The sequence below is a fragment of the Synechococcus sp. SynAce01 genome, assembly GCF_001885215.1.
Classification (GTDB): Bacteria; Cyanobacteriota; Cyanobacteriia; order PCC-6307; family Cyanobiaceae; genus Regnicoccus; species Regnicoccus frigidus.
Genome location: NZ_CP018091.1, coordinates 2,304,331 through 2,326,344, shown reverse-complemented (window position 1 = coordinate 2,326,344; position 22,014 = coordinate 2,304,331). Strand labels below are relative to the sequence as shown.

Here is a 22,014-nt window from a genome sequence, read left to right as displayed (position 1 = left end):
CCACTCACGCCGCCGACACCCGGCGAATCTCCGAACAGAAGTAGGCAGAAGCGGCACTGTCATCCGCGTTGTGCTCGACTCTGCTGCGCAACCGAAGGTTCGGCTTGGTGAACCAGATCCGCTCCTTCCACTGTCTGCCGCCCCGTTCGCCGCTGAGCTCCAGGCTGCCATCGGTCCAGAGCTGCCAATGGCCGATCAAATGGCCCAGCAGTGGCGTTTGCGGCTGTGTTCCGGCGCTGCCGTCTTCTTCGCTTAGGCGGCCATCGACCTGGAACACGAGCCGCTGGCTTGTTCCGGTGGGAGCGGTCACCAGCAGGCTGCCGAGTGTGGCGGGAGAGCGGGACGGTTCGAAGCTCACCACCACGTCGCCCCTTTCACTGCTGTGCCAGGCGTCATCGTCGCCAGGGCCAGACGTGCTGGAGTCAGGCGGGGCAGTCTCCGGGGTGGGGGAGGTCGAGAACTGACTGCGCAGACCCATCCACTGGCCCGCACAGAGTTCCAGGAAGGCCGGCAACGTGGTGGGTGGAAAACTGGGTGAGGAGCCGGTCACGGCAGAGCCAGGCTGAGAAGCCCCCATCCTGCAGGAGCCAGGCTCAATCGCCGCTGTAACCCAGCTCGGCCAGCCGCGAGGCACTGCGCCGCCAGTTGGGCACCACCTTGACGAACAACTCCAGATAAACCGGCCCGTCGAAGACCTTCTCCATCTGATGGCGGGCGCCCGTGCCGATCTCCTTGAGCATCGACCCGCCCTTGCCGATCAGGATGCCTTTCTGGCTGGATCGCTCCACCAGCACCGTGGCCAGCACGGCGGTGCGCTTGCCATCTTCAACGATCCGCTCCACCTGCACAGCCACCGAATGGGGCACCTCCTCGCGCGTGTGGGTGAGCACCTGCTCGCGAATCAGCTCGGCGAGCAGCAGCTGCTCGGGCTGATCGCTGACTGTGTCGCTGGGATAGAGGTAGGGGCCGAGGGGCAGCTGGGCGGCCAGGGCGTCAACCAGCTCCAGGCAGCCCGCCCCGGTGCTTGCACTGCAATCGATCTGGGCCGCGTTGAGTCCATGCTCCTCGAGCAGATCGGCATAGCTGTTCTGCAGGGAAACGGCGGCGGCGGGATCAACGAGATCCTGCTTGTTGCGCGCCACCAACACCGGAGCCCGGCCATGCTGGAGGAGTTGGACGATGAAGGCGTCGCCGCGCCCGGCCGGCTCACTGCCATCCACAAGCAACAGCACCAAGTCGACTTCACCGATGGCACCGCGGGCACTTTTGACCAGCCGCTCGCCCAATAAGTGGTGAGGTTTGTGGATGCCAGGGGTGTCCAGCAGCACCAGCTGGGCGGCGGGGGTGGTGAGAATCGCCCGCAGCCGGTTGCGGGTGGTCTGGGGCACCGGGGAGGTGATCGCCACCTTCTCGCCCACCAACTGGTTGAGCAGGGTCGACTTGCCCACATTCGGCCGACCGATCAGGGCGACGAAGCCAGAGCGGAAGCCATCGGGAGCGCTATCGATCATGCCGGGCCCCGGCGGCATTGGGTTTTGCATACGCTCAACAGTGACAGCCTGACCCGTCACCATGTCGATGTCATCGCCCCAGAGTGCCTCCACCGCCAAGGTACCTGACTTTGCCGAAGCAATGGAGATCGCCAACCATTGGCTGGGGCTCTGGGAGAACGGTGAACTGAGCGATGAGGTGATCGCCGATCGGGTCGGGGAGTTGGTGGCCAGCCGAGACGGCGCCCGCGGCTTCTTCGTGGTCTCGCTGGCCGGAGACAGCGCCCTGATGGACCGGCTGCCGGAGGCCCTGGTGCTGCAACTGCGCATCGCTGGCGAAGCGGTGGTGGATCTCACAGCACGCAACCTGGCCATGAGCACGGCCATGGCGCAGCACCACGGCCGCAGCGGCGACAGTGAGCAACAGGACAAATCGCTGCGCGTCCAACGCCGTTGTCGGGATCTGTTGCGTGGGCTGGAACCGGGGGCTGTCAAGCAGAGGCTGGAAACGTTGCTGGCAGCCACCGGCGGCCAGGGGGAAGACGTGGGGTTCTTGAAGCGATGGGGCTACGACGAAGAACAGAAACAATCCATCGCGGTCGCCGTCCATTCCGTTGCCACCTGATCGCTGAGATGAGGCCCTCGATCGATGGCCAGGAAGCCAAGTTCAGCGGCGAACGGATGGCCCGTCGGTGGCAACCCTGAGGGCATAGGCCTGGGCGGTCTGGCGCAGGCCTTCGGCCAGGGGAATGCGGGCCTTCCAGCCGAGGGCCGCCAGCTTGCTGACGTCGAGTTGTTTTTTCGGGGTGCCATCGGGCTTGCTCGTGTCCCAGAGGATCTCGCCCTCGTAGCCCACGGCTTCGGCCACCAGGCCGGCAAGCTCCCGGATCGGCAGATCCAGGCCGGTGCCCACGTTGAGGAACTGCAGCGGATCGGGATCGGCCGCGGTGATCGCCGGCTGCCAGCGCTCCAGGCAGAACAGCGCCGCATCGGCCAGATCATCCACGTGCAGAAACTCCCGCAGCGGGTTGCCGCTGCCCCAGCAGGTGACACGCGCCGCAGCGGCTTGCCTGGCCTCGTGGAAGCGGCGAATCAGGGCCGGCAGCACATGGCTGTTGGTGGGGTGGTAGTTATCGCCAGGGCCATAGAGATTGGTGGGCATCAGGCTGATCGCATCAAAGCCGTGCTGCTGGCGCAGGGCCCGGCAGAGTTCGATGCCGGCGATCTTGGCGATCGCATACCAGGCGTTGGTGGGCTCCAATGGCCCGGTGAGCAGCGATTCCTCGGTGATCGGCTGGGGGGCGAATTTCGGGTAGATGCAGCTGCTGCCGAGAAACAACAGCCGGCGCGCCCCATGGCGCCAGGCGTTCTCGATCACATGGTTCTGGATCTTCAGATTCTCGAGCAGGAAGTCGGCGGGGTAGGTGCTGTTGGCCAGAATCCCGCCCACCTTCGCCGCCGCCAGCACCACCACATCGGGGCGATTCGCGGCAAACCAGGCCTGCACCGCCACCGGATCGAGCAGGTCAAGCTCGTCGCGCCCGGCCGTCAAGACATGGCCGTACTCCCTGGCAGCAAGGGCCCGGCAGATGGCACTCCCCGCCATGCCCCGATGACCGGCCACAAAGATGCGGTCGTCCTGTTGGATCAAGGTCGTAGGGGTCAGGCTCATGGTTGGCTCCCGACGCCTCTCAAGACCGCAACAAAGCCGGTGGATTCTCCATCGAACCCACCACCGTGAAACCTTCACGGCGGAGCGTGGCTTCCTTGGCGGCATCCTGCCGATCGGCTTCAACCATCTCCGCCACCAGCTCCTCCAGGGTGGTGGTGGGCGTCCAACCCAGCTTTTCGCGGGCCTTAGTGGGATCGCCCAGCAGAGTTTCCACCTCCGCTGGACGGAAATAGCGCGGGTCGATGCGCACCACCTGGGCACCGCTATCGGCGCGGTGCCCGGTTTCGCCCAGGCCCTCACCCCGCCAGTCGATGCCACCCCAGCCCAGCTCCAGGGCACAGAGCTCAATGAAACGGCGCACGCTCTCCTGGCGGCCGGTGGCGATCACGTAATCCTCCGGGGTGTCCTGCTGCAGCATCCGCCACTGCATCTCCACGTAATCGCGGGCGTGGCCCCAGTCGCGCAGCGAGTCGAGGTTGCCCATGAACAGGCATTGATCGAGGCCGGCAGCGATCCGCGCCAGGCCACGGCTGATCTTGCGGGTCACGAAGGTTTCGCCACGCCGCGGGCTTTCGTGGTTGAACAGGATGCCGTTGCAGGCATACATGCCGTAGGCCTCGCGGTAATTCACCGTGATCCAGTAGGCATAGAGCTTGGCCACGCCGTAGGGGCTACGGGGATAGAAGGGGGTGGTCTCCTTCTGGGGGGTCTCCTGCACCAGGCCATAGAGCTCGCTGGTGCTGGCCTGATAAATCCGTGTTTTCGACGTGAGGCCAAGAATGCGCACCGCCTCAAGAATGCGCAGGGTGCCGAGGGCATCGCCGTTGGCGGTGTATTCCGGGCTCTCGAAGCTCACCGCCACATGACTCTGGGCGCCGAGGTTGTAGATCTCATCGGGCTGCACCTGCTGCACGATCCGGATCAGATTGGTGGAATCGGTGAGATCGCCGTAATGGAGCACCAGGCGGGGATCACCCTCATGCGGATCCTGGTAGAGGTGATCGATGCGGCTGGTGTTGAAGCTGCTGGCCCGCCGCTTGATGCCATGCACCTGATAGCCCTTGTCAAGTAGCAACTCGGCAAGATAGCTGCCGTCCTGGCCTGTGATTCCTGTGATCAGAGCGGTTTTGGTCATGCGCTGCCTGCCTGGCTGAAGAAGGGGTGAAGGGTAACGGGACCGAAGACTGAGTCAAGCCATAAAAAAGCCAGAGCCGAAGCTCTGGCGATGCTACTTCTCTAGCAAAGAATTCAGTTGCGACGACCGCCGCCGTTGAGAGCGATGATCAGACGCAGAATGAAGATGAACAGATTGATATAGGTGAGATACATGCCAAGGGCACCGGCCAGGTATTGGTCGTCGTTGTAGGTGCGCGGCATCGTGTAGAAATCGACGAAAGCGGCCCCCACAAACAGAACGGTGCCGAAGCCGGCAATCAGCAGTTCAAAACTGTTGCCGCCAAAACCCGGGATGAAGATGCCACCGACGATCTGAACCACCATCGCAATCAGCAGACCAACGATGCCCAGCCCCACCACGCCACTGAGGGCCTGGCCGAGGCTGTCGCTCATGTTGCGGCCCACGATCGAGGCAATCACAAAGGTGATGCCGGTGGCCAGGGCTGCCGTGCCGATCGCACCGATGCCGGCCGTGCCGATCGCCATCGCCACGATGCCGCTGAGCGTGAAGCCGGTGATCAGGCTGTAGGCCGCCAGGATCGGCAGAGCCGTGCCGTTGTTGCCTTTCATCGCCGCGTTCTGCGCCACGAAGAAGAGAACGAAGTTGCCGATCAGGGCCACCCAGAACAGAGGCATGAAGATCGGGTTGCCGATCAACGACAGGCCACCGATCACACCAGCGGCGGTGAGCACCATGCCGCCGCCCACATAGGGCAGGGCCTTGTTGACCACGTTGGGGCCCACAAGGGCACCCTGTTGGGCCTCGCGGATCGCTTCCTGGAAATTGCTGCTGGCCGGCATGGCTCAAGATTCGAACTCCCTTATCCTGCCAGCGCCGCCGGGCCGAGGGAGTGTGGATCTCCCTATCTGGGGCCCTCACGGGGCGGCTGCCTTGGCTCTTCGCCATGGCGTTCGGCATCCAGTCGGGCGTAGGCCTGCACGACCCGCTGAACCAGCGGATGGCGCACCACATCGGCGACCGTCAGGGTGCAGATCGCCACGCCCTCGACCCCGTCGAGCACCCGGGCGGCCTCGCTGAGACCACTGACCTGGTGGGCAGGCAAGTCAACCTGGCTGGGATCGCCTGTCACCACCATCCGCGAGTTCTCCCCCAGGCGGGTGAGCACCATGCGCATCTGGGCGGCCGTGGTGTTCTGTGCTTCATCCACGATCACGAACGCATCAGCCAGGGTGCGTCCCCGCATGTAGGCCAGCGGCGCCACCTCGATCACACCCCTCTCCAGCATCCCTGTGGTGCGGTCGGCTCCCAGCAGACTGTGCAGGGCGTCGTACAGAGGTCGCAGGTAGGGATCCACCTTCTGCTGCAGGTCACCGGGAAGGAAACCCAAGCGCTCGCCAGCTTCCACAGCCGGCCGGGTGAGGATCAACCTTTCGACACGGCGTTCATTCAGCATGCGCACGGCCTGGACCGTGGCCAGCAAGGTTTTGCCACTGCCTGCCGGTCCCAGGGCCAGGGTGAGGTCGTGCTGCTCGATCGCCTCCACGTAGGCCCGCTGACCCAGGGTGCGAGGCCGCAACAACTTGCCACTCAAGCTGCGGGCCAGCACACGCTTGCCGAGCGCACGGTGCTCCTCGCCGCTGCCGGAATCGAGAGCCGCCAGGGCCGTCTGCAGATCCATCTGACCCACCGACTGGCCCTCCAGCCAGAGCGGACGGATCAACTCCACAAGAGCAGAAGCCCGCTCGAGTTGCTCAGCCTGCCCTTGGATCACCAGCTGCAGGCCACGCAAAACCAGGGAAGCGCCCGTGAGGGCCTCCAGGCGATGGAGGGTGGCTTCGGCCTCCCCAGCCAAGGCTAGAGCCGAAGCTTGATCGGGGAGATCGATCACAAACGAATGGACGCGTTCTGCCCCGGCCATGGGGCGAGCGCTCAAGCTTCGGCGACGGCAGGTTCGGGTTCAGGCTCAGCTGCTTTGGCTTCAGCGGCGGCGGCCTCGGCAGCGGCTTCTTGGGCAGCAGCCTTGGCGTCCGCAGCTTCCTTGGCCGCGGCTTTGATCACGGCTTCACGAGCGGCAGCCTGCTTGGCCTTGCCGACGGTTTCACCGGGACGAATGGTTCGCTCGATCAAGCCACCTTTCTCCAACAAGGAGCGCACGGTGTCGGTGGGTTGGGCGCCTTGGCTGAGACGCACCCGGATCGCTTCGGTGTTCAACCGGGTCTCCTTGGTGCGGGGGTTGTAGAAGCCCAGCTCTTCGAGCGGACGGCCATCCCGGCGGGAGGTGCTGTTGGTGACGACCAAGCGGAAGCTTGCTTCACGCTTTTTGCCGAACCGCTTCAGGCGGAGCTTGATCATTGAGACGGAGTCAGTTGGCTTCCAAACCGAGATCCTACCGCGACACCCCCTGGCCTTGGACGCGTGAGCCCGTGGGCGGAGGACGCAAAGGAACAGGAGAAGTAGAATTTAGCCATCAAGATTTGAAGTTTTTTATAATCAGGAGCGGTCGTTTCAGCAGTGATTTTTGATCGGATCGCCAATCCGCGCGGCCTGGCACTGCTGCAGGCGGCTCAGCCGCCCACGCAGATGGGCTTAGAGCGAGCCGAATCCCTTGCGCTTCTTGGCCGGCTTAGCCGGGCGGTGGGGCTTGCGGGAACTGCCGCCGCGCCCAGGGCCCGCTCCAGGCAGGCCCTGCTGACCGGGCAGTCCTCCCATGCCAGGCATGCCACCACCCATGCCCGGCAGACCAGGGAAACCAACGCCCATGCCCGGCATCCCACCCATCCCGGGCAGGCCGCCCTGAGTCATCTGCTGCATCATCCCCCGCATTTTCTGAAAATCGGCGAGCACCTTGTCCACATCGGCCGGGGTGTGGCCACTGCCGGCGGCAATGCGCCGGCGCCTGGAGGGTTGGGCGGCGAGGAGCTGGGGTTGCTTGCGCTCGGCCTCGGTCATCGAGCCGATCATGGCTTCGATGCGTTTGAGCTGGCTTTCGCCCTGCTTGAGCATGCCGTCGTCGATCTTGTTCATGCCGGGGATCATCTTCATCAGGCCACCCAGGGAGCCCATCCGTTTGATCATCCGCATCTGCTGAACGAAATCGGAGAAGTCGAAGGTGGCTTCCTGCAGCTTCTGCTGCATCTTCTCCACATCCGCCAGTTCCACCTCCTTGCTGGCTTTCTCCACCAGGGTGAGCACATCCCCCATGCCGAGAATCCGGCTGGCCATGCGCTCCGGGTGGAAGGGCTGCAGGGCCTCCACCTTCTCGCCGGTGCCGATGAACTTGATCGGGGCACCGCTCACCTGGCGGATCGAAAGGGCGGCACCGCCACGGCTGTCGCCGTCGAGCTTGGTGAGCACCGCGCCGGTGAGCCCCACCTGGTCGTGGAAGGCGCGGGTGAGTTCGGCCGCCTCCTGGCCGATCATCGAATCCACCACCAGCAGCACCTCATCGGGCTGGGCGGCAGCGCGGATCCGCACCATCTCCTCCATCATCCCGGAGTCGATCTGCAGGCGGCCGGCCGTGTCCACCAGCACCACGTCGAAGCCTCCGGCGCGGCCCTTGGCCACACCAGCCGCGGCGATCTCCTCGGGTTTCGCCGCCGTTCCGAGGCTGAATACCTCCACGTCGATCTGCTCACCGAGGGTGCGCAGCTGATCGATAGCCGCTGGCCGGTACACGTCGGCGGCCACCATCAGGGCACGGCGACCCTGTTCCTTGAGGTGCAGACCGAGCTTGGCGGTGGCGGTGGTCTTGCCCGCCCCCTGCAGGCCGGCCATCAGGATCACCGTGGGGGCCGCTTCGGCCTTGGCCAAAGGCGCGTTAGCCCCTCCCATCACCTCCACCAGAGCCTGGTGCACCAGCTGGATGAACTGCTGATCGGGACTCACCCCGCGCACCACCTCGGCGCCCACCGCCCGCTGGCGCACGTCTTCGATGAAGACCTTGATCACCTCCAGGCTCACATCGGCTTCGAGCAGGGCGCGCCGCACCTGCTTGAGCGCCCCCTCCACGTTGCTTTCGGTGATCTTGTCCTGGCCCCTCAGGCTTTTGACCGCGTCTTCAAAACGCTGGGAGAGCTCATCGAACATGGAAAGGCCCGGGCTGGGAGAACGCGCTATCGCGCTGTGATCCTAAAAACCGACCGGCACCGGACGGATCAGCTGCGCTGCCGCCAGCCGGCCAGCCTCCAGGTATCGCCGTCGCGGCCGAACACGTAGGTGTTGCGCACCGTGATCGCAGGTGTGCGCTGCTGCACGGCGCCAGCGAGGTTGGTGGTCTGATCGCTGTAACCGAGCTGGGCGTTGATTTCGATCCGCCGTGGGCTGCGGCTGACCACAGTGAGCTGCTCCACTTCAGCCTTCACCTGCTTGCGTTCACCCCGGGCCACGTGGCTGCGCCTTTCAGCCTGGAGGGAGGCGACCAGGGCCGGCCGTGCCAGCTCGCCCGGCGGGCGGCCGGGGGTCTTGCCATCGAGCACCTCCGCCTTTGTCTTGAGCCAGGCCTCCAGCAAGCCCTGAATCTCGGCGTCGCTGGGGGCCTGGGCCTTGAGCGGCAGGCTGAGCGCAGCCACCGCCGGGGGCGGCGTTGGCTTGCTGGGATCTGGCTTGCCGGGATCGGGTTTGGCTGGATCGGGTTTGACCGCTGAGGAGCCGGCCTGCGACGGCGAAGGAGCAGTTGGGCTCGGATTAAGGGGGCGAAAGGCGATCCAGGACCCAGCCGCGACGGCAACCGTTGCCAGGCCGAGCCCAGCGGGCCATAGCCAGGGCAGCCCCCGACCCTGGCGCCGCGGGGAGGGCTGGGCAGGCAGCTCAGCGCTGCCGAAGGGCTCAACAGGTTGAACTGACGTCAGGCTTTCGCCGTTGCCTGACTCGCCGAGAGCTGGCCAGTCCGCAGCGCTCACGCCTTGACCAAGAGCCGTTGGCACCCAGGCAGCCGGTGCCAGATCCTTTTTCTCGACGTAGGCCTGGACGTCACGATCGGCGAAATAGGCCTCGAGATCGGCATCGGTTTCGATATCGCGGTAGCCCGGCAACACGTCTCTGGAGAGCCAGTCGCGGCAATAGGCACAGAGCTGGGCGAGGGGGTCATCACCCTGGGCTTCGGCCCAACGGCGTAGATCTTCGCCGGCGCTGGCTTCAAAGTGGCTGTGGGCTGTATCAACCTGGCCGAGCAGCAGGTGCTGGCAGGCGAGGAAGGGCCCGACGCCGGGCTGGCCGCTGGCCGCCAACCGCTCCAGGCCCGCGGCTATCCGCTCGGGCTTGCGCTGGGAGAAACCGGAGGCGGTGAGGGCGTAGCTGGTCAGGAACTCGGCGGTGGGCGATCCTTCACCGGCCCAGCGGCCGAAGAGATCCACCTGCTCTTGAACGGTGAGGAACTGGCGGATCTGCTTGAAGAAGGACTGAAAGTCCTGGCGCGGCAATTCAGGGTCGCTGTCGCCTTCGAGACCTCCCCGTTTCTTGACCAGCACCTCAAGCAAGCGCAGTCCTTCCTGACGCTCATGGCTGGCGGCCAGGTCGCGGCTGAGCAAATCCAGCACCCGGAACGGCAGCAGGGCGTGGAGGTCGCTGTCGAGCTGGCGTCGCTGCTCCGGTGCCTGGCCCATGCGTTGTAAGAGCTGCAGCCCTTGCTGCAGGAGAGAAGCCGCCGCCTCGAAGTGCCGCTGATCGCGCAGATCGGACGAGGCCTGGCGGCAGGACAGACCGACCAACAAGGTGAGATCGGTTTCGCGGGAGCTGCCCAAGGCCGGCGTCTGGGGAGGCTGCAGGCTGCGTCGTGCTGCTTCGAAGCTGTCCAACGGCTGACCGGCCTCCAGCAGCAGCAGCAGTCCGCCCAACTCCTTGCTGCTAGGCACGTCAAGTCCGGGAGCGCCATCTCCGCCGCTGCCCTCGAAGGCAATCAGATCGGCTTCATAGGCACTGCGCCGATCTTCGTCGCTGAGCAGGTCGGCGCTGGAGCGGAGCAAGGCGGCCCTGCTCTGCAGCGCTTCGTGGCTGAATCCCTGCTTGGGTGGGTGATCCAGACGGTGCTGCAAGGTGCGCAGCACCGTCTGGCAGTCGGAGGCAGGACTCACCCCCAGCAAGCGGTAGTGATCGATCGGAAGTTCCAATCGCAGCGGCTCCCAGACCCGCGTGGGTCGTCAGTGCGCCGAGTGTAAGCAGCGGCATCGATTTTGACTCCCCTTCGAGTTTGGACCCCGTACAGTCGCCATCAATAGAACCCGGCATCCCTGCCATGACCCAGGAGTTTGCTGTCACACTCCCCGCTGAAGCGCCAGAGAGCGTCGGCAGCCACGCCCAACGCCTGGCCGCCTTCGCCGCTGCCGCTCCGGCCATGGTGAACCGTTCGGAGGGCTTGATGCTCTACCGCGACATGACCCTGGGCCGGCGCTTTGAAGATAAGTGCGCCGAGATGTATTACAGGGGCAAGATGTTCGGCTTCGTGCATCTTTATAACGGCCAGGAAGCCGTCGCCACCGGGGTGATCAAGGCGATGAAGGCCCAGCACGACTGGTTCTGCAGCACCTACCGCGACCACGTCCATGCCCTTAGTTGCGGCGTGCCGGCCCGTGAGGTGATGAGCGAACTGTTCGGCAAGGCCACCGGTTGCAGCAAGGGCCGTGGCGGCTCCATGCACCTGTTCTCACGCGAGCACCATCTGCTGGGCGGGTATGCCTTCATCGGCGAGGGGATTCCGGTGGCTCTCGGAGCCGCCTTCACCAGCCGCTACAAGCGCGATGGCCTCGGGGATGCCAGCAGCGATTCCGTCACCGCCGCCTTCTTCGGTGACGGCACCTGCAACAACGGTCAGTTCTTTGAGTGCCTGAACATGGCGGCGCTCTGGAAACTGCCCATTCTCTTCGTGGTTGAGAACAACAAGTGGGCGATCGGCATGGCCCACGAACGGGCCACCAGTGAACCGGAGATCTGGCGCAAAGCGGCCGCCTTCGGCATGGCCGGCGAAGAGGTGGATGGCATGGACGTGCTGGCGGTTCGCGCCGCTGCCCAGCGGGCGGTCAAGCGGGCCAGAGCAGGCGACGGCCCCACGGTGCTGGAGTGCCTCACCTACCGGTTCCGGGGTCATTCCCTGGCCGATCCCGACGAACTGCGCAGCGAGGCGGAAAAAGCCTTCTGGGCCCAGCGCGATCCAATCAAGGCCCTGGCCGCCCAGCTGATCAGCGGCGAGCTGGCCACGGCCGAGGAGCTCAAGGCGATCGAAGCGGAGATCGACGCCGAAGTGGCTGACGCGGTCAGTTTTGCTGTGGCGGCTCCGGAACCCGACCCCAGCGAACTCACCCGCTACATCTGGGCTGAAGACTGAGTGGCTGCACTGTTCGTAGCTGCTCCGTTCGCGGTTGCTCTGTGAGGGCCCTCAGCTTGCCTAGGGCCTTGAGCTCCACCTGCCGCACCCGCTCCCTTGACACCTGCATCAGTCGGCCGATTTCGGCCAGGGTGCTGCGCTGGGCTCCATTGACGCCGTAGCGCATCTCCAGCACCTTGCGCTCCTGCTCCGACAGATGGCCAAGCCAGGCCTCGAGTTGGTCCAGGTGCATGGCCCGCTCCAGCAGCTCCAGGGGCTCCTGGCTGGCCGGGTTGGCCATCAGATCGCCAAGGGAACTGCGACCCTCGTCGCCATGGATCGGCGCATCCAGGCTGGATGTGGTCAGCGACTGACGCAGCAACGAATCAAGCTCCTCGATCGGGATCGCCATGGCTTCGGCAATCTCGCTGCGGCTGGGCATGGCACCCAGCTTCTGGGCCAGCTCCAGGCTCACCCGGCGCACGGCACTGAGCCGTTCTCCAAGATGGACCGGCAAGCGAATCGTGCGCGAGTGGCAGGCGATCCCCCGGGTCATGCTCTGGCGGATCCACCAGAAGGCGTAGGTGGAGAATTTGTAGCCGCGGGTGGGATCAAATTTTTCCACGGCCCGCTCCAGGCCCAGGGATCCTTCCTGAACCAGGTCCAGCAGCTCCAAGCCCCGGCCCTGGTACTTCTTGGCGATGCTGACCACCAGCCGCAGGTTGGCCTTCATCATCCGCTGCTTGGAGCGCCGGCCGATGCGCAACAACTTCTTCTGACGCTCGCTTGGAGAGGCGGGCTCACCGTTCTCCAACAAGCGCATCATCGTCTGGACCTGATTGCCCAGTTCGATCTCCTCGGCTGGGGTGAGCAGCGGTTCGCGCCCGATCGTGGCCAGGTACCAGCTGACGGGATCGTTGCTACGCCGACGACTGCTTTCCCTGATCTGAAGACTGGCGACTGGCATGAATCCTGAAAAGTTGATCGCCAATCTCTTGGAAATACCAATTCCTGGATGTGATTTCAACAACTGTTCCAGGGCCTAAGTGCAAAACAACACAACAGATACTGTCACTGGCCTCTCGCTTCGGCTCGGCTATCAGTGGTTGCAGTGAACTTCAGGGTTACTGATCTGGATGATCAGGCTTGCTGACCTCCACTAAGCCACCCGGCCAGCACGTCCGGCCAACTGCTGGGCAATCGCCTGGGGCGTCGCTGCGCCCTCGCCCAGCTCCTTGCAGCACGCCAAGCCGGCCTGGGCATGCTCCAGGGCCGCAGCGGCCAGCAGGGCCCCGCCCTCGCCGCAGCCCGCAGCGGCCCCCCGTCCGGCCGCATAGCCGGCCAGCACGTCTCCCAGTCCGGCGCGGGCAGCGGCGGCCGCCGCCGCCAGCAGCTGCCAGCGCCGACCATCGGCGGAGGCCACCACGCTGCGAGCCCCCTTGAGCAACACCGAAACCTGGCAACGCCCCGCGGCGGCGGCGGCGGCCTCGAGCGGGGGCCTGCCGGCGAGATCGGGAAAGAGTCGGGCAAATTCGCCGGCATGGGGGGTCAGCCAGGTCGGTCCCCGGCGCTGCTGCAACCAGGTGGTGCCCGCCGTCCCCGCCGCTCCGCCAGCGAGCCGGTTGAGGCCATCGGCATCGAGCACCAACAAGCCCGGGAAGTCCTGCAGGGCCTGCCAGGCAGGTTCGTCAGCGCAAGCCGTCCCGCCGCCGATCCCCGATCCAAGGCCGATGCCCGGGCCGAGCAAAACAGCATCGAGGCGGTCCAAAACCCCCGGTACAGCCAGCGGAGCCAGGGCCAGGCCACCGGTGGGTCTTTCCTCCAGGGCAGCCTCCATCACCACCTGGGGCTGCACCGCCCAGAGACCGGCCGCCACGGCAGCCGGCAGCGCAGCCCGAAGGCTGCCGCAGCCGCTGGCGCTGGCACCCAAAAGGCTGAGCAAAGCCGCACCCCTGTAACGATCGCTACCTGCGACCACCAGCAGCCGGCCCCGGCCGTATTTCGCGGCCTCAGGCGGCAGAACAGGCCTGGGCGCCGTTTTCAGGTCGGCAGCGCCCAGGCCCAGCGGCTGATCGAGAGGCAAGGTCGCCAGCAGGGCGGCGGGCAGGGCCAGATCGCATCGCTCCAGCTGGCCCACCCAGGCCAGGGCGCTGTCCTGCACCAGGCCCTGCTTGAGCAATCCCAGACAAAACGTCTGGCTGGCGCAGGCCGCCACGCGCCCAAGAACCCGGCCCCCATCGGCGCAGAGACCGGTGGGCACGTCGATGGCCACCAGCTGGCCGGCTCGGGCGGCCTGCCGCTCGGCGAACAGCTGCTGGAGATCCTCAGCCGGCACGCGGTGTTGGCCGATGCCGAACAGGGCATCGATCCAAAGGGCCGCATCAACGGGGTCTGGCGGAGCCGTCAGGGCCGGGATCCCCAACCAGCAGGCATGACGCCTGTGTTCTGCGGCCAGGGGTTTCTGGCGCTCGAAGGGGCACCAGATCCGCACGGCGACGCCCGCCAAGTGCAGTTCCCGCGCCACCACCAGCCCGTCGGCACCGTTGTGGCCCGGACCCACCAGCACGAGCACGCCAGCGGCCAGCCGCGCGGGCTGGGCCAGCAGCCGGCGGCTGATCTGCAGGGCCGCCTTTTCCATCAGGGCCGCCACCGGCAGACCACTGGCGAACAGGGCAGCTTCCAGGGCCGCCATCTGCTCGGAGCGCACCAGCAGGTGGGCGGCATCCGGAGCGGGCCATAGGAACACGGCGGCATCGGCGCGGGCTGGTCCCATGATGGGAGCAGCGCCTAGTTCTGCTCCGTTTCAGCGTTGAGGTCGTCCGGTTTGACCAGCTCTTCCTCCCCCACCCAGGCAACAGCTGAGGCGATCGAGCGCCTGCGCGCCTGGCCGGGTGAACAGCGCGTGGCGGTGGGTCTCTCCGGCGGCGTCGACAGCTCCTTGAGCGCGGCCTTGCTGGTGCAGGCCGGTTGGCAGGTGGAAGGACTCACCCTCTGGCTGATGAGCGGCAAGGGCAGCTGCTGCGCCGAGGGCCTCGTCGATGCCGCCGGCATCTGCGAACAGTTGGCGGTGCCCCATCACGTAGTTGATTCGCGCGAACGCTTCAAGGCCGAAATCATCGATTTTCTTGTTGAGGGCTACGCCGCAGGCGTGACCCCGCTTCCCTGCTCGCGCTGCAACCGGGAAGTGAAATTCACGCCCATGCTCGAGTGGGCGGCCGAGCAGCGGGGGATTGGCCGGATCGCCACCGGTCACTACGCCCGGCTGCTGCCGGCGGAGCTGAGCCCCAGCGGGCGCACCCAGCTCCTGCGCGGCCTCGATGGCCAGAAAGACCAGAGCTATTTCCTCTACGACCTGCCGCAGTCCGTGCTCGAGCGGCTGGTCTTTCCCCTCGGCGAGATCAGCAAGGCCGACACCCGGCTGGAAGCCGAACGGCTCGGGCTGCGCACCGCCTCCAAGCCAGAAAGCCAGGACCTCTGCTTAGCCGACCATCACGGCTCGATGAAGGCGTTCCTCGATGCCTACCTGCCGCCCCGTCAGGGCGAAATCTGCCTGGCCGATGGCACGGTTCTCGGCAGCCATGACGGCATCGAGCACTTCACCATCGGCCAACGCAAAGGCTTGGGCGTGGCCTGGCGCGAGCCGCTGCATGTGCTGCGCATCGATGCGGCCATGAACCGGGTGGTGGTAGCGCCGCGCTCTGAGGCGGCCCGTGGCGGTTGCCTGGTCGGGGCGGTCAACTGGGTGTCGATCGACCCACCCAAGCGGCCGCTGGAGCTGGAGGTGCAGGTGCGTTACCGCAGCGCGCCGGTGCAGGCCCTGCTGACGCCGCTGGAGCCGAGCCTCGCCGATGCGGCCGCAGGCCGGCCGGCCCGCTGCCAGCTGCAGTTCAAGGAGGAACAGTTCTCGATCACCCCGGGCCAGGCGGCGGTCTTCTACGACGGTGCCGTGCTGCTGGGCGGTGGGCTGATTCAGCCGGAACCTGCCACGGCGGCCTCTCACCAGTAGGGATCGCTGGCGAGAGACACCGCCAGGGCACCGCTGCGGGCCGGAGGCACGCTGCTGATGCAGGCGCGTACCACACGCCCATTGACCTCGATTTCGCAGGCCCCGCAGCTTCCCCCCAGACAACCGGTGGGGATCAACAGACCTGCAGCCGCCGCCGCTGCCAGCCAGTCACGGCCGCTGGGTTCGAGGGTAGTGCGGCCATCGGGCCAGGTGATCCTGACCAGGGAAGGGGTCACGGCAACAGGGGCGAACCGAGCGGCAGGGCCATTCTGGGTGGCAGATCGGTTTGGCGTCTGGGCAAAGCCAGCAGCGGCTCCAGGTTCACGTGGGCCTCGAAGGCATCAGCGAGACGATCGAGCAGGGCCTCGCGCTGGCAGCTGTGGTGGGGCTGGTCTTCGCTGAGGGCGGGCAGGTCCCGTTGCCTCCGCAGTTGATTCAGCCAGCGGCGACGCCAGGGGCCACTTTCAAACACCCCATGCAGGTAGGTGCCGGCCACCACCCCACCGCCGGCGCTGGGCTGCCACCAGCCCAGATCGGCCGCACTGGCCAGAGGCCGGCAGCCATGGCCTTGCTCCAGGCCGTTCTCCATCTCGGGCTCCAAGACCTGGCTGAGGCCCCGGTGCAACTCGAAACCCGCCAGCTCCAGATCAGCCGGAGCGGGCCAGAGGGCCTGGGCCTGGCACTGGCGCAGGGCCTTGGCGGCGCCGAAGCGGGTGAGCAGCGGCAAATAGCCGAGGCCCGCCACAGTGCCTCCACCCCCGCCGGCACCGCCGCCACCCTCCAGCCCCTCGGGATCCTCCAGGGCCTTTCCCAGCATCTGCAGGCCACCGCAGAGTCCGAACAGGTGGCCACCCCCAGCCACGAAGCGCTCCAGCTCCGCCGCCATGGGGCTGGCTTTGAGGGCTGCCAGGTCGCGCAGTGTCTGCTTGCTGCCGGGAATCAGCACGGCATCGGGGCGGCCGAGCGCCTCGCCGGGGCGCAGCCAGCGCAGCCTCACGCTCGGTTCGGCTTCGAGCGGATCGAAATCGGAGAAATTGCTGATCGACGGCAGCCGGATCACGGCGATCTCCAGCTCCGCGTCGGGTTTACGGGCGCGCCGTTCAAGCAGATCGAGGGAGTCTTCGGGGGGGAAGAGTTCATCGAGCCAGGGCATCACCCCCAGCACCGGAATCCCGGTTTCCCGCTCCAGCCAGCGGCGGCCTTCATCGAACAGGGAGCGCCGGCCGCGGAACCGGTTGATCAGGATGCCGCCGATCAAGGGCCGCTCAACGGGCCGCAGCAGGGCCAGGGTGCCGATGATCTGGGCAAACACGCCACCCCTTTCGATGTCGGCCACCAGCAGGCAGCGGGCCCCCAGGAACTGGGCCAGGCGCAGATTGGTGAGGTCGCGGTGCTGCAGGTTCACCTCCACCGGGCTGCCGGCCCCCTCCAGCACCAGCCGTCCGCCGGGATGGGAGTCCTGAAGGCTGGCCAGGCCCTGGCGGATCGCCTGCCAGCCGGGGCGGAACCAGTCGCGGTAGTAGTGCTCCGCCTGGGCGACCCCCACCGACTGACCCAGGTGAATCAGCTCGCTGCGGCTATCGCCCTGGGGCTTGAGCAGCACCGGATTCATCGCCACCTCCGGCTCCAGGCCCGCCGCCCAGGCCTGCAGGGCTTGGCTGTAGGCCATCTCGCCGCCATCGCGGTCGACCCAGGCATTGAGGCTCATGTTCTGCCCCTTGAAGGGCAGGGGCTGCTCACCGCGGCGGCGCAGCACCCGGCAGAGGGCCGCTGTCATCAGTGATTTTCCAGCGCCACTGCTGGTGCCCAGCACCATCAGGGCGTGGGGATGCCCCAGCTGGCGGCCGCTCATAGCCGGGGCCGGTGACGGCGCAGGTTCTGGTGGATCCGCTCCGCCAGAGCGGCCCGGGGAATCTCACCAGGCCAGCCGGCCACCAGCTCACGCCCCATCGGCGTCAGCCGCACGCGCTCAGTCAGGCCCTGGCCATCCACCTCACGGCGGAGCACACCGAGCTTGATCAGCCAGAGGAAATGCTCCTCGACCCGGTCGGGACCCATCGAGACGAAACAGAACCTGCGCCAATCGGAGCGTTGGCAAAGCGCCTCGCTGCTGATCGCCTCGCCCTGCACCAGCGCATAGAACGCCCGCGAGAAGGGCAGACAGCGCAGACCGCTGGCGGCACGGCTGAGCGAGCGGGCGTCACTGATAAGTGCAGGACTGCTTGGGGAATCGCTCTCCATCCCACGATTCTCTTGGATAACCGGCAGCGACGGTCGAGGATGACAGCCACCGTCTGCTGCCACGATCTGCCGATGCAGGCTCTCTTGCTCGCTTCCGCCTCGCCGGCGCGCCGGCGCCTGCTGGAGCAGGCCGCCATTCCACACCGCTACGCCGTCAGTGGCGTTGACGAAGACGCGATTGCGTCCGGGGCGCCTCAGCTGGCAGCAGAGCTACTGGTGCAACGGCTGGCCAGGGCGAAAGCCGAAGCGCTGGCCGGAGCCGGAGTCGGAGTGGAGGAGCTGGTGCTGGGTTGCGATTCCGTGCTGGTCTTTGACAACGAGGTGTTTGGCAAGCCCGTCGATGCCGCCGAGGCGAGCCGGCGCTGGCGAAGGATGGCGGGCCAGTGGGCGGAGCTCCACACCGGCCACTGCCTGCGCCGCGGGCCGGCCGTATTGGCACCACTGCAGCTGACCACAGTGACCACCAGGGTTCAATTCGCGGCCCTCAGCGACGCCGAAATTGACAGCTATGTGGCTACAGGCGAACCATTGCACTGCGCCGGTGGGTTTGCGCTTGAAGGCCGCGGTGGCCTACTGGTGGAGCAGATTGAGGGCTGCTTCAGCAACGTGATCGGCCTGAGCCTGCCGCTGTTGCGGCGCTGGTTGCAAGAAGAGTCAGCCGTCAACGAAACAGGTTGCTGAAGACGTCCTGGAGGAAGTTGCTGGTTGGGTTGAAATCGCTGCTGCTCCCCTGCGGCCCCTGGTTTCCCCAGCTTGGATTCCGCGTTGACAGTTGCAGATCATCCCAGCGGAAGGCCACGGCCCCGTTGCGGTTGCTGATCTGGGCGGGCCTGAGGACATTGTTGGCGTCCCGCATCACCAGCCGTCCATCCCGGTTGAAGAAGCTGTATCGCCGTCCATCACTGAGCTCCACGTTGTAGGCGGTCCCATTGGACGTTTCGCGCCGATTGAGCTGGCAGGAGCCGTCGAAAAGGCCACGGTTGCCCCGGCGAAGCTCACAGGAGCGGCTGCCTTGGGCGGATTGCTGCGAGCCGTTGTTTCCCCAGGCTCCGTTGCTGCCGAACAGTTGCCTGCTGAGCGCGTTGCTGACGTTCTTGCCTCCCCGGCCGTCATCCCAGCAGGTTTGCTGGCGCAGATCGCAGACATCTCCATCGCTCAACTTGAACTGATTCGAGCGCCTGTTGCCCGACTGAGTGGAACTCAGTTCACGCTCGGCGTAGCTGCCGAAAAATTCGCGGGTGAGCGCCAAAGAAACACCTTGGGCGGTGTAGCACCTCCTGGCAGGCAGATCGCAGACCACGCCTTGGCGGGGAAAATCGATCGTGCTGGCTCTAGCAGCCACAGGCAGCAAGGCCAAGGGCAGGGCCGCATAGGCAAGGACGCGGCCGGTGAATGGATGGAGAGGCACGGGATCACAGCGTTGATCCTTCAAACGTAGGAACGATCGATCGATCAAACCTGTCCCAACTGTTTCTCTCAAGGCTGAGGTGATGACAAGGCTGGTCTGGTTTCTGGCCTGACCTCTGATCTGTTCTGCCCATGAAAAAACCCCCGCAAATGCGGGGGTAAGGGGGGTGAATGAACCCTGAACGAATGAACCGTGAACGTTGGATGGTTCGCGAGATCAGTCGAGATCAGGCATGGCCAGGGTGGGCTCGGCCTTGCGGTCGATCCCTTTCTCGAAACCGGCCGCTGCGGCGCGGGCGCGGCCCGCATGCCAGAGGTGACCGACCAGAAAGAAGAAGGCCAGGATGAACTGGGTGGCAGAGAGCCACTGACGCACGTTCACGAAGTTCACCGAGTTGGGCTCGGTGATGATGCCGCCCACGGAGTTGAGGGAGGCGTTCGGAGCGTGGGTCATGTATTCAGCCGCCCGGCGCACTTGCCAGGGCTGAATGTCGTTCTGGAGCTTGTCGAGGCTGAGGCCATTCGGGCCACGCAGAGGCTCGAGCCAGGGGCCGCGGAAGTCCCAGAAACGCATGGTTTCACCACCGAAGATGATTTCACCGGTGGGGGAGCGCATCAGGTACTTACCCAGGCCGGTGGGGCCCATGGCCGAACCGATGTTGGCACCGAGGCGTTGGTCACGCACCAGGAAGGTGAAGCTCTGGGCCTGCGAAGACTCGGCATTGGTGGGGCCGTAGAACTCGGAGGGATAGGCGGTGTTGTTGAACCAGATGAAGGTGGAAGCGATGAAGCTCATCAGGCTCAAGGCGCCGAGGCTGTAGCTCAGGTAGGCCTCACCGTTCCAGATGAAGGCACGACGCACCCAGCCGAAGGGCTTGGTGATCACATGCCAGATGCCACCGAAGATGCAGATCAGGCCGACCCAGATGTGGCCACCGATGATGTCTTCCATTGAATTGACACCGATGATCCAGCCCTCGCCACCAAACGGAGCGGCGGTGAGATAGCCGAAGATCACGGCAGGGCTCAAGGTGGGGTTGGTGATCATGCGCACGTCACCACCACCCGGTGCCCAGGTGTCGTAGACACCGCCGAAGAACATGGCCTTGAAGACCAGCAGCAAGGCGCCGACGCCCAGCAGGATCAGGTGATAACCAATGATGTTGGTCATCTGGTTCTTGTCACGCCAGTCCTGGGAGAAGAAGGAGGAATAGTTCTCCAACACTTCAGGGCCACGCAGGGCGTGATAAAGGCCGCCGAGGCCAAGCACGGCGGAGCTGATCAGGTGCAGAACACCGACCACAAAGAAGGGATAGAGGCTGGTGACTTCGCCGCCGGGGCCGACGCCGTAGCCAAGGGTGGCGACGTGCGGGAACAGGATCAGGCCCTGCTCGTACATCGGCTTATCGAGGCTGTAGTGACTCACCTCGAACAGCATCATCGCGCCTGCCCAGAACACCATCAGGCCGGCGTGGGCCACGTGGGCACCCAGCAGTCGGCCGGAGAGGTTGATCAGGCGGGCATTGCCTGCCCACCAGGCGTAGCCGGTGGAGTCAAGATCCTTGCCGCCAACGGCAACAAGGGAAGGATTAGAGAGCGTTACCACGGGGGAGGACCTCTTCAGGGAAGACGAAGTTTTCATGGGGCTGGTCTGCCGGTGCCATCCAGGCACGCAGGCCTTCATTCAGAAGAATGTTCTTCGTGTAGAAGGTCTCGAATTCCGGGTCTTCAGCCGCCCGGATCTCCTGGCTCACAAAGTCATACGCACGCAGATTCAGCGCCAGGCCAATGATGCCGATGCTGCTGGTCCACAGGCCCATCACAGGCACGAACAGCATGAAGAAGTGCAGCCAGCGCTTGTTGGAAAACGCAATCCCGAAGATCTGGCTCCAGAAACGGTTGGCCGTCACCATCGAGTAGGTCTCTTCTTCCTGCGTCGGCTCAAACGCCTTGAAGGTGTTCGACTGATCGGAATCCTCAAACAGCGTGTTCTCCACCGTGGCGCCGTGGATGGCACACAGCAGCGCACCGCCCAGAATCCCCGCCACGCCCATCATGTGGAACGGGTTCAGGGTCCAGTTGTGGAAGCCCTGCAGGAACAGCAGGAAGCGGAAGATCGCCGCCACACCGAAGCTCGGTGCGAAGAACCAGCTGCTCTGACCCAGTGGGTAGATCAGGAAGACGCTCACGAACACCGCGATCGGGCCGGAGAAGGCAATCGCGTTGTAGGGCGGATGCCCACCAGGCGGCAATCTCGAACTGACGCAGCATGAAGCCGATCAGCGAGAAAGCGCCGTGCAGCGCCACGAATGGCCAGAGGCCACCCAGCTGCACCCAGCGCACAAAATCGCCCTGGGCTTCCGGGCCCCAGAGCAGCAACAGGCTGTGGCCCATCGCATCGGCCGGGGTGCTCACCGCTGCGGTGAGAAAATTGCAGCCTTCCAGGTAGCTGCTGGCGATCCCGTGGGTGTACCACGAGGTCGCGAAGGTGGTGCCGGTCAGCCAGCCGCCCAGGGCCAGGTAGGCCGTGGGGAACAGCAGCAGGCCGGACCAGCCCACAAAAACGAAACGGTCGCGCTTGAGCCAGTCATCGAGGACGTCAAACCATCCCCGGGCTGCTGGCGCGCGCCCTAGAGCAATCGTCATGGGTGCATAGGCAGGTCGGAAACCCGCTTGTCGATGAAATACCCGGCGATGGTAACAATCTGGGAGGTGGTAGCGGGGGACCTTGCAACGGCCTGACATCGCCGCTGCAGCCAGGGTTTT

Annotated in this window: 20 protein-coding genes and 1 pseudogene; 4 read left to right on the top strand and 17 right to left on the bottom strand. The window is 65.4% G+C overall.

From position 1 onward, the window contains the following. Positions 1–4 precede the first annotated feature (4 nt). Positions 5–550: a phycobiliprotein lyase gene (locus tag BM449_RS12120; RefSeq protein WP_233830723.1), complete on the bottom strand. Its 546-nt coding sequence runs from the start codon at positions 548–550 to the stop codon at positions 5–7. Positions 551–593: 43 nt separating this feature from the next. Next, positions 594–1,511 carry a GTPase Era gene (gene era, locus BM449_RS12115; protein ID WP_233830720.1) on the bottom strand — a complete coding sequence of 306 codons (918 nt, stop codon included), beginning with the start codon at positions 1,509–1,511 and terminating at the stop codon, positions 594–596. Between the two features lie 61 nt (positions 1,512–1,572). Here era and BM449_RS12110 point away from each other — a divergent pair, with 61 nt between their 5' ends. Beyond that, complete coding sequence (locus BM449_RS12110) at positions 1,573–2,115, top strand: hypothetical protein (RefSeq protein WP_233830718.1); 543 nt, start codon at positions 1,573–1,575, stop codon at positions 2,113–2,115. 42 nt (positions 2,116–2,157) lie between these two features. Here the strand turns inward: BM449_RS12110 and BM449_RS12105 are convergent, their stop codons facing one another. The 7 genes from BM449_RS12105 to BM449_RS12075 all read right to left on the bottom strand — a co-directional run bounded on the left by BM449_RS12105 (position 2,158) and on the right by BM449_RS12075 (position 10,404). Next, entirely contained in the window at positions 2,158–3,162 is a 1,005-nt protein-coding gene (locus BM449_RS12105) for a GDP-L-fucose synthase (protein WP_071801434.1), read from the bottom strand. A 19-nt stretch (positions 3,163–3,181) separates the two neighbouring features. Continuing rightward, positions 3,182–4,297 carry a GDP-mannose 4,6-dehydratase gene (gmd, locus tag BM449_RS12100; protein ID WP_071801433.1) on the bottom strand — a complete coding sequence of 372 codons (1,116 nt, stop codon included), beginning with the start codon at positions 4,295–4,297 and terminating at the stop codon, positions 3,182–3,184. A 113-nt stretch (positions 4,298–4,410) separates the two neighbouring features. Further along, entirely contained in the window at positions 4,411–5,139 is a 729-nt protein-coding gene (locus BM449_RS12095; protein WP_071801432.1) for a Bax inhibitor-1 family protein, read from the bottom strand. 62 nt (positions 5,140–5,201) lie between these two features. Beyond that, a complete protein-coding gene (locus BM449_RS12090) occupies positions 5,202–6,218 on the bottom strand; it encodes a PhoH family protein (protein ID WP_071801431.1) in 1,017 nt (338 codons plus the stop codon). Positions 6,219–6,229: 11 nt separating this feature from the next. Beyond that, a complete protein-coding gene (gene rpsP, locus BM449_RS12085; protein WP_071801430.1) occupies positions 6,230–6,652 on the bottom strand; it encodes a 30S ribosomal protein S16 in 423 nt (140 codons plus the stop codon). Positions 6,653–6,886: 234 nt separating this feature from the next. Continuing rightward, on the bottom strand, positions 6,887–8,386 hold the full coding sequence (ffh, locus tag BM449_RS12080) for a signal recognition particle protein (protein WP_071801429.1): 1,500 nt from the start codon (positions 8,384–8,386) through the stop codon (positions 6,887–6,889). Positions 8,387–8,454: 68 nt separating this feature from the next. Continuing rightward, positions 8,455–10,404: an IMS domain-containing protein gene (locus BM449_RS12075; RefSeq protein WP_071801428.1), complete on the bottom strand. Its 1,950-nt coding sequence runs from the start codon at positions 10,402–10,404 to the stop codon at positions 8,455–8,457. 125 nt (positions 10,405–10,529) lie between these two features. On the opposite strand from BM449_RS12075, the gene pdhA reads away from it, so the two are divergent. Beyond that, complete coding sequence (pdhA, locus tag BM449_RS12070) at positions 10,530–11,615, top strand: pyruvate dehydrogenase (acetyl-transferring) E1 component subunit alpha (protein ID WP_071801427.1); 1,086 nt, start codon at positions 10,530–10,532, stop codon at positions 11,613–11,615. On the opposite strand, the gene BM449_RS12065 is transcribed toward pdhA, so the two are convergent. Together BM449_RS12065 and BM449_RS12060 are read right to left on the bottom strand one after the other, a co-directional pair. After that, positions 11,587–12,561, bottom strand: a complete 975-nt coding sequence (locus BM449_RS12065) for a sigma-70 family RNA polymerase sigma factor (protein ID WP_071802255.1) — start codon at positions 12,559–12,561, stop codon at positions 11,587–11,589. The two genes, pdhA and BM449_RS12065, sit on opposite strands and share 29 nt — an antisense overlap. Positions 12,562–12,753: 192 nt before the next feature. Beyond that, positions 12,754–14,367: a bifunctional ADP-dependent NAD(P)H-hydrate dehydratase/NAD(P)H-hydrate epimerase gene (locus BM449_RS12060; RefSeq protein WP_071801426.1), complete on the bottom strand. Its 1,614-nt coding sequence runs from the start codon at positions 14,365–14,367 to the stop codon at positions 12,754–12,756. A gap of 51 nt (positions 14,368–14,418) precedes the next feature. Here BM449_RS12060 and mnmA point away from each other — a divergent pair, with 51 nt between their 5' ends. Beyond that, positions 14,419–15,600 carry a tRNA 2-thiouridine(34) synthase MnmA gene (gene mnmA, locus BM449_RS12055; protein WP_071801425.1) on the top strand — a complete coding sequence of 394 codons (1,182 nt, stop codon included), beginning with the start codon at positions 14,419–14,421 and terminating at the stop codon, positions 15,598–15,600. Here the strand turns inward: mnmA and BM449_RS12050 are convergent. From BM449_RS12050 to BM449_RS12040, 3 genes are read right to left on the bottom strand one after another with little or no spacing between them, the layout of a single operon-like run. After that, the gene (locus BM449_RS12050) at positions 15,591–15,836 is read right to left on the bottom strand and encodes a 2Fe-2S iron-sulfur cluster-binding protein (RefSeq protein ID WP_071801424.1); all 246 of its coding nucleotides are present in this window, start codon (positions 15,834–15,836) and stop codon (positions 15,591–15,593) included. The genes mnmA and BM449_RS12050 overlap by 10 nt on opposite strands. Then, the gene (locus tag BM449_RS12045; protein WP_083544673.1) at positions 15,833–17,416 is read right to left on the bottom strand and encodes a cobyric acid synthase; all 1,584 of its coding nucleotides are present in this window, start codon (positions 17,414–17,416) and stop codon (positions 15,833–15,835) included. Before BM449_RS12045 ends, BM449_RS12050 begins: the two co-directional genes overlap by 4 nt. A 32-nt stretch (positions 17,417–17,448) precedes the next feature. Further along, the gene (locus BM449_RS12040; protein ID WP_071801423.1) at positions 17,449–17,841 is read right to left on the bottom strand and encodes an Npun_F0494 family protein; all 393 of its coding nucleotides are present in this window, start codon (positions 17,839–17,841) and stop codon (positions 17,449–17,451) included. A 39-nt stretch (positions 17,842–17,880) separates the two neighbouring features. Between BM449_RS12040 and BM449_RS12035 the strand changes: the two genes are divergently transcribed. After that, positions 17,881–18,522, top strand: a complete 642-nt coding sequence (locus BM449_RS12035; protein WP_233830716.1) for a nucleoside triphosphate pyrophosphatase — start codon at positions 17,881–17,883, stop codon at positions 18,520–18,522. Here the strand turns inward: BM449_RS12035 and BM449_RS12030 are convergent. The 3 genes and pseudogenes from BM449_RS12030 to psbD form a co-directional block, all read right to left on the bottom strand. Beyond that, a complete protein-coding gene (locus BM449_RS12030; RefSeq protein ID WP_162922881.1) occupies positions 18,503–19,249 on the bottom strand; it encodes a YcgJ family protein in 747 nt (248 codons plus the stop codon). The genes BM449_RS12035 and BM449_RS12030 overlap by 20 nt on opposite strands. Before the next feature lie 216 nt (positions 19,250–19,465). Then, complete coding sequence (psbC, locus tag BM449_RS12025; RefSeq protein ID WP_071801421.1) at positions 19,466–20,854, bottom strand: photosystem II reaction center protein CP43; 1,389 nt, start codon at positions 20,852–20,854, stop codon at positions 19,466–19,468. Continuing rightward, positions 20,838–21,894: pseudogene (psbD, locus tag BM449_RS12020) on the bottom strand (photosystem II D2 protein (photosystem q(a) protein)). Before psbD ends, psbC begins: the two are co-directional and overlap by 17 nt. Between the last annotated feature and the right edge of the window lie 120 nt (positions 21,895–22,014).

Coding starts and splice junctions, on each gene's coding strand:
- era (WP_233830720.1), bottom strand. CDS start 1,511: ATGATCGATAGCGCTCCCGATGGCTTCCGCTCTGGCTTCGTCGCCCTG.
- BM449_RS12110 (WP_233830718.1), top strand. CDS start 1,573: ATGTCGATGTCATCGCCCCAGAGTGCCTCCACCGCCAAGGTACCTGAC.
- BM449_RS12105 (WP_071801434.1), bottom strand. CDS start 3,162: ATGAGCCTGACCCCTACGACCTTGATCCAACAGGACGACCGCATCTTT.
- gmd (WP_071801433.1), bottom strand. CDS start 4,297: ATGACCAAAACCGCTCTGATCACAGGAATCACAGGCCAGGACGGCAGC.
- BM449_RS12095 (WP_071801432.1), bottom strand. CDS start 5,139: ATGCCGGCCAGCAGCAATTTCCAGGAAGCGATCCGCGAGGCCCAACAG.
- BM449_RS12090 (WP_071801431.1), bottom strand. CDS start 6,218: ATGGCCGGGGCAGAACGCGTCCATTCGTTTGTGATCGATCTCCCCGAT.
- rpsP (WP_071801430.1), bottom strand. CDS start 6,652: ATGATCAAGCTCCGCCTGAAGCGGTTCGGCAAAAAGCGTGAAGCAAGC.
- ffh (WP_071801429.1), bottom strand. CDS start 8,386: ATGTTCGATGAGCTCTCCCAGCGTTTTGAAGACGCGGTCAAAAGCCTG.
- pdhA (WP_071801427.1), top strand. CDS start 10,530: ATGACCCAGGAGTTTGCTGTCACACTCCCCGCTGAAGCGCCAGAGAGC.
- BM449_RS12065 (WP_071802255.1), bottom strand. CDS start 12,561: ATGCCAGTCGCCAGTCTTCAGATCAGGGAAAGCAGTCGTCGGCGTAGC.
- BM449_RS12060 (WP_071801426.1), bottom strand. CDS start 14,367: ATGGGACCAGCCCGCGCCGATGCCGCCGTGTTCCTATGGCCCGCTCCG.
- BM449_RS12045 (WP_083544673.1), bottom strand. CDS start 17,416: ATGGTGCTGGGCACCAGCAGTGGCGCTGGAAAATCACTGATGACAGCG.
- BM449_RS12040 (WP_071801423.1), bottom strand. CDS start 17,841: ATGGAGAGCGATTCCCCAAGCAGTCCTGCACTTATCAGTGACGCCCGC.
- BM449_RS12035 (WP_233830716.1), top strand. CDS start 17,881: ATGACAGCCACCGTCTGCTGCCACGATCTGCCGATGCAGGCTCTCTTG.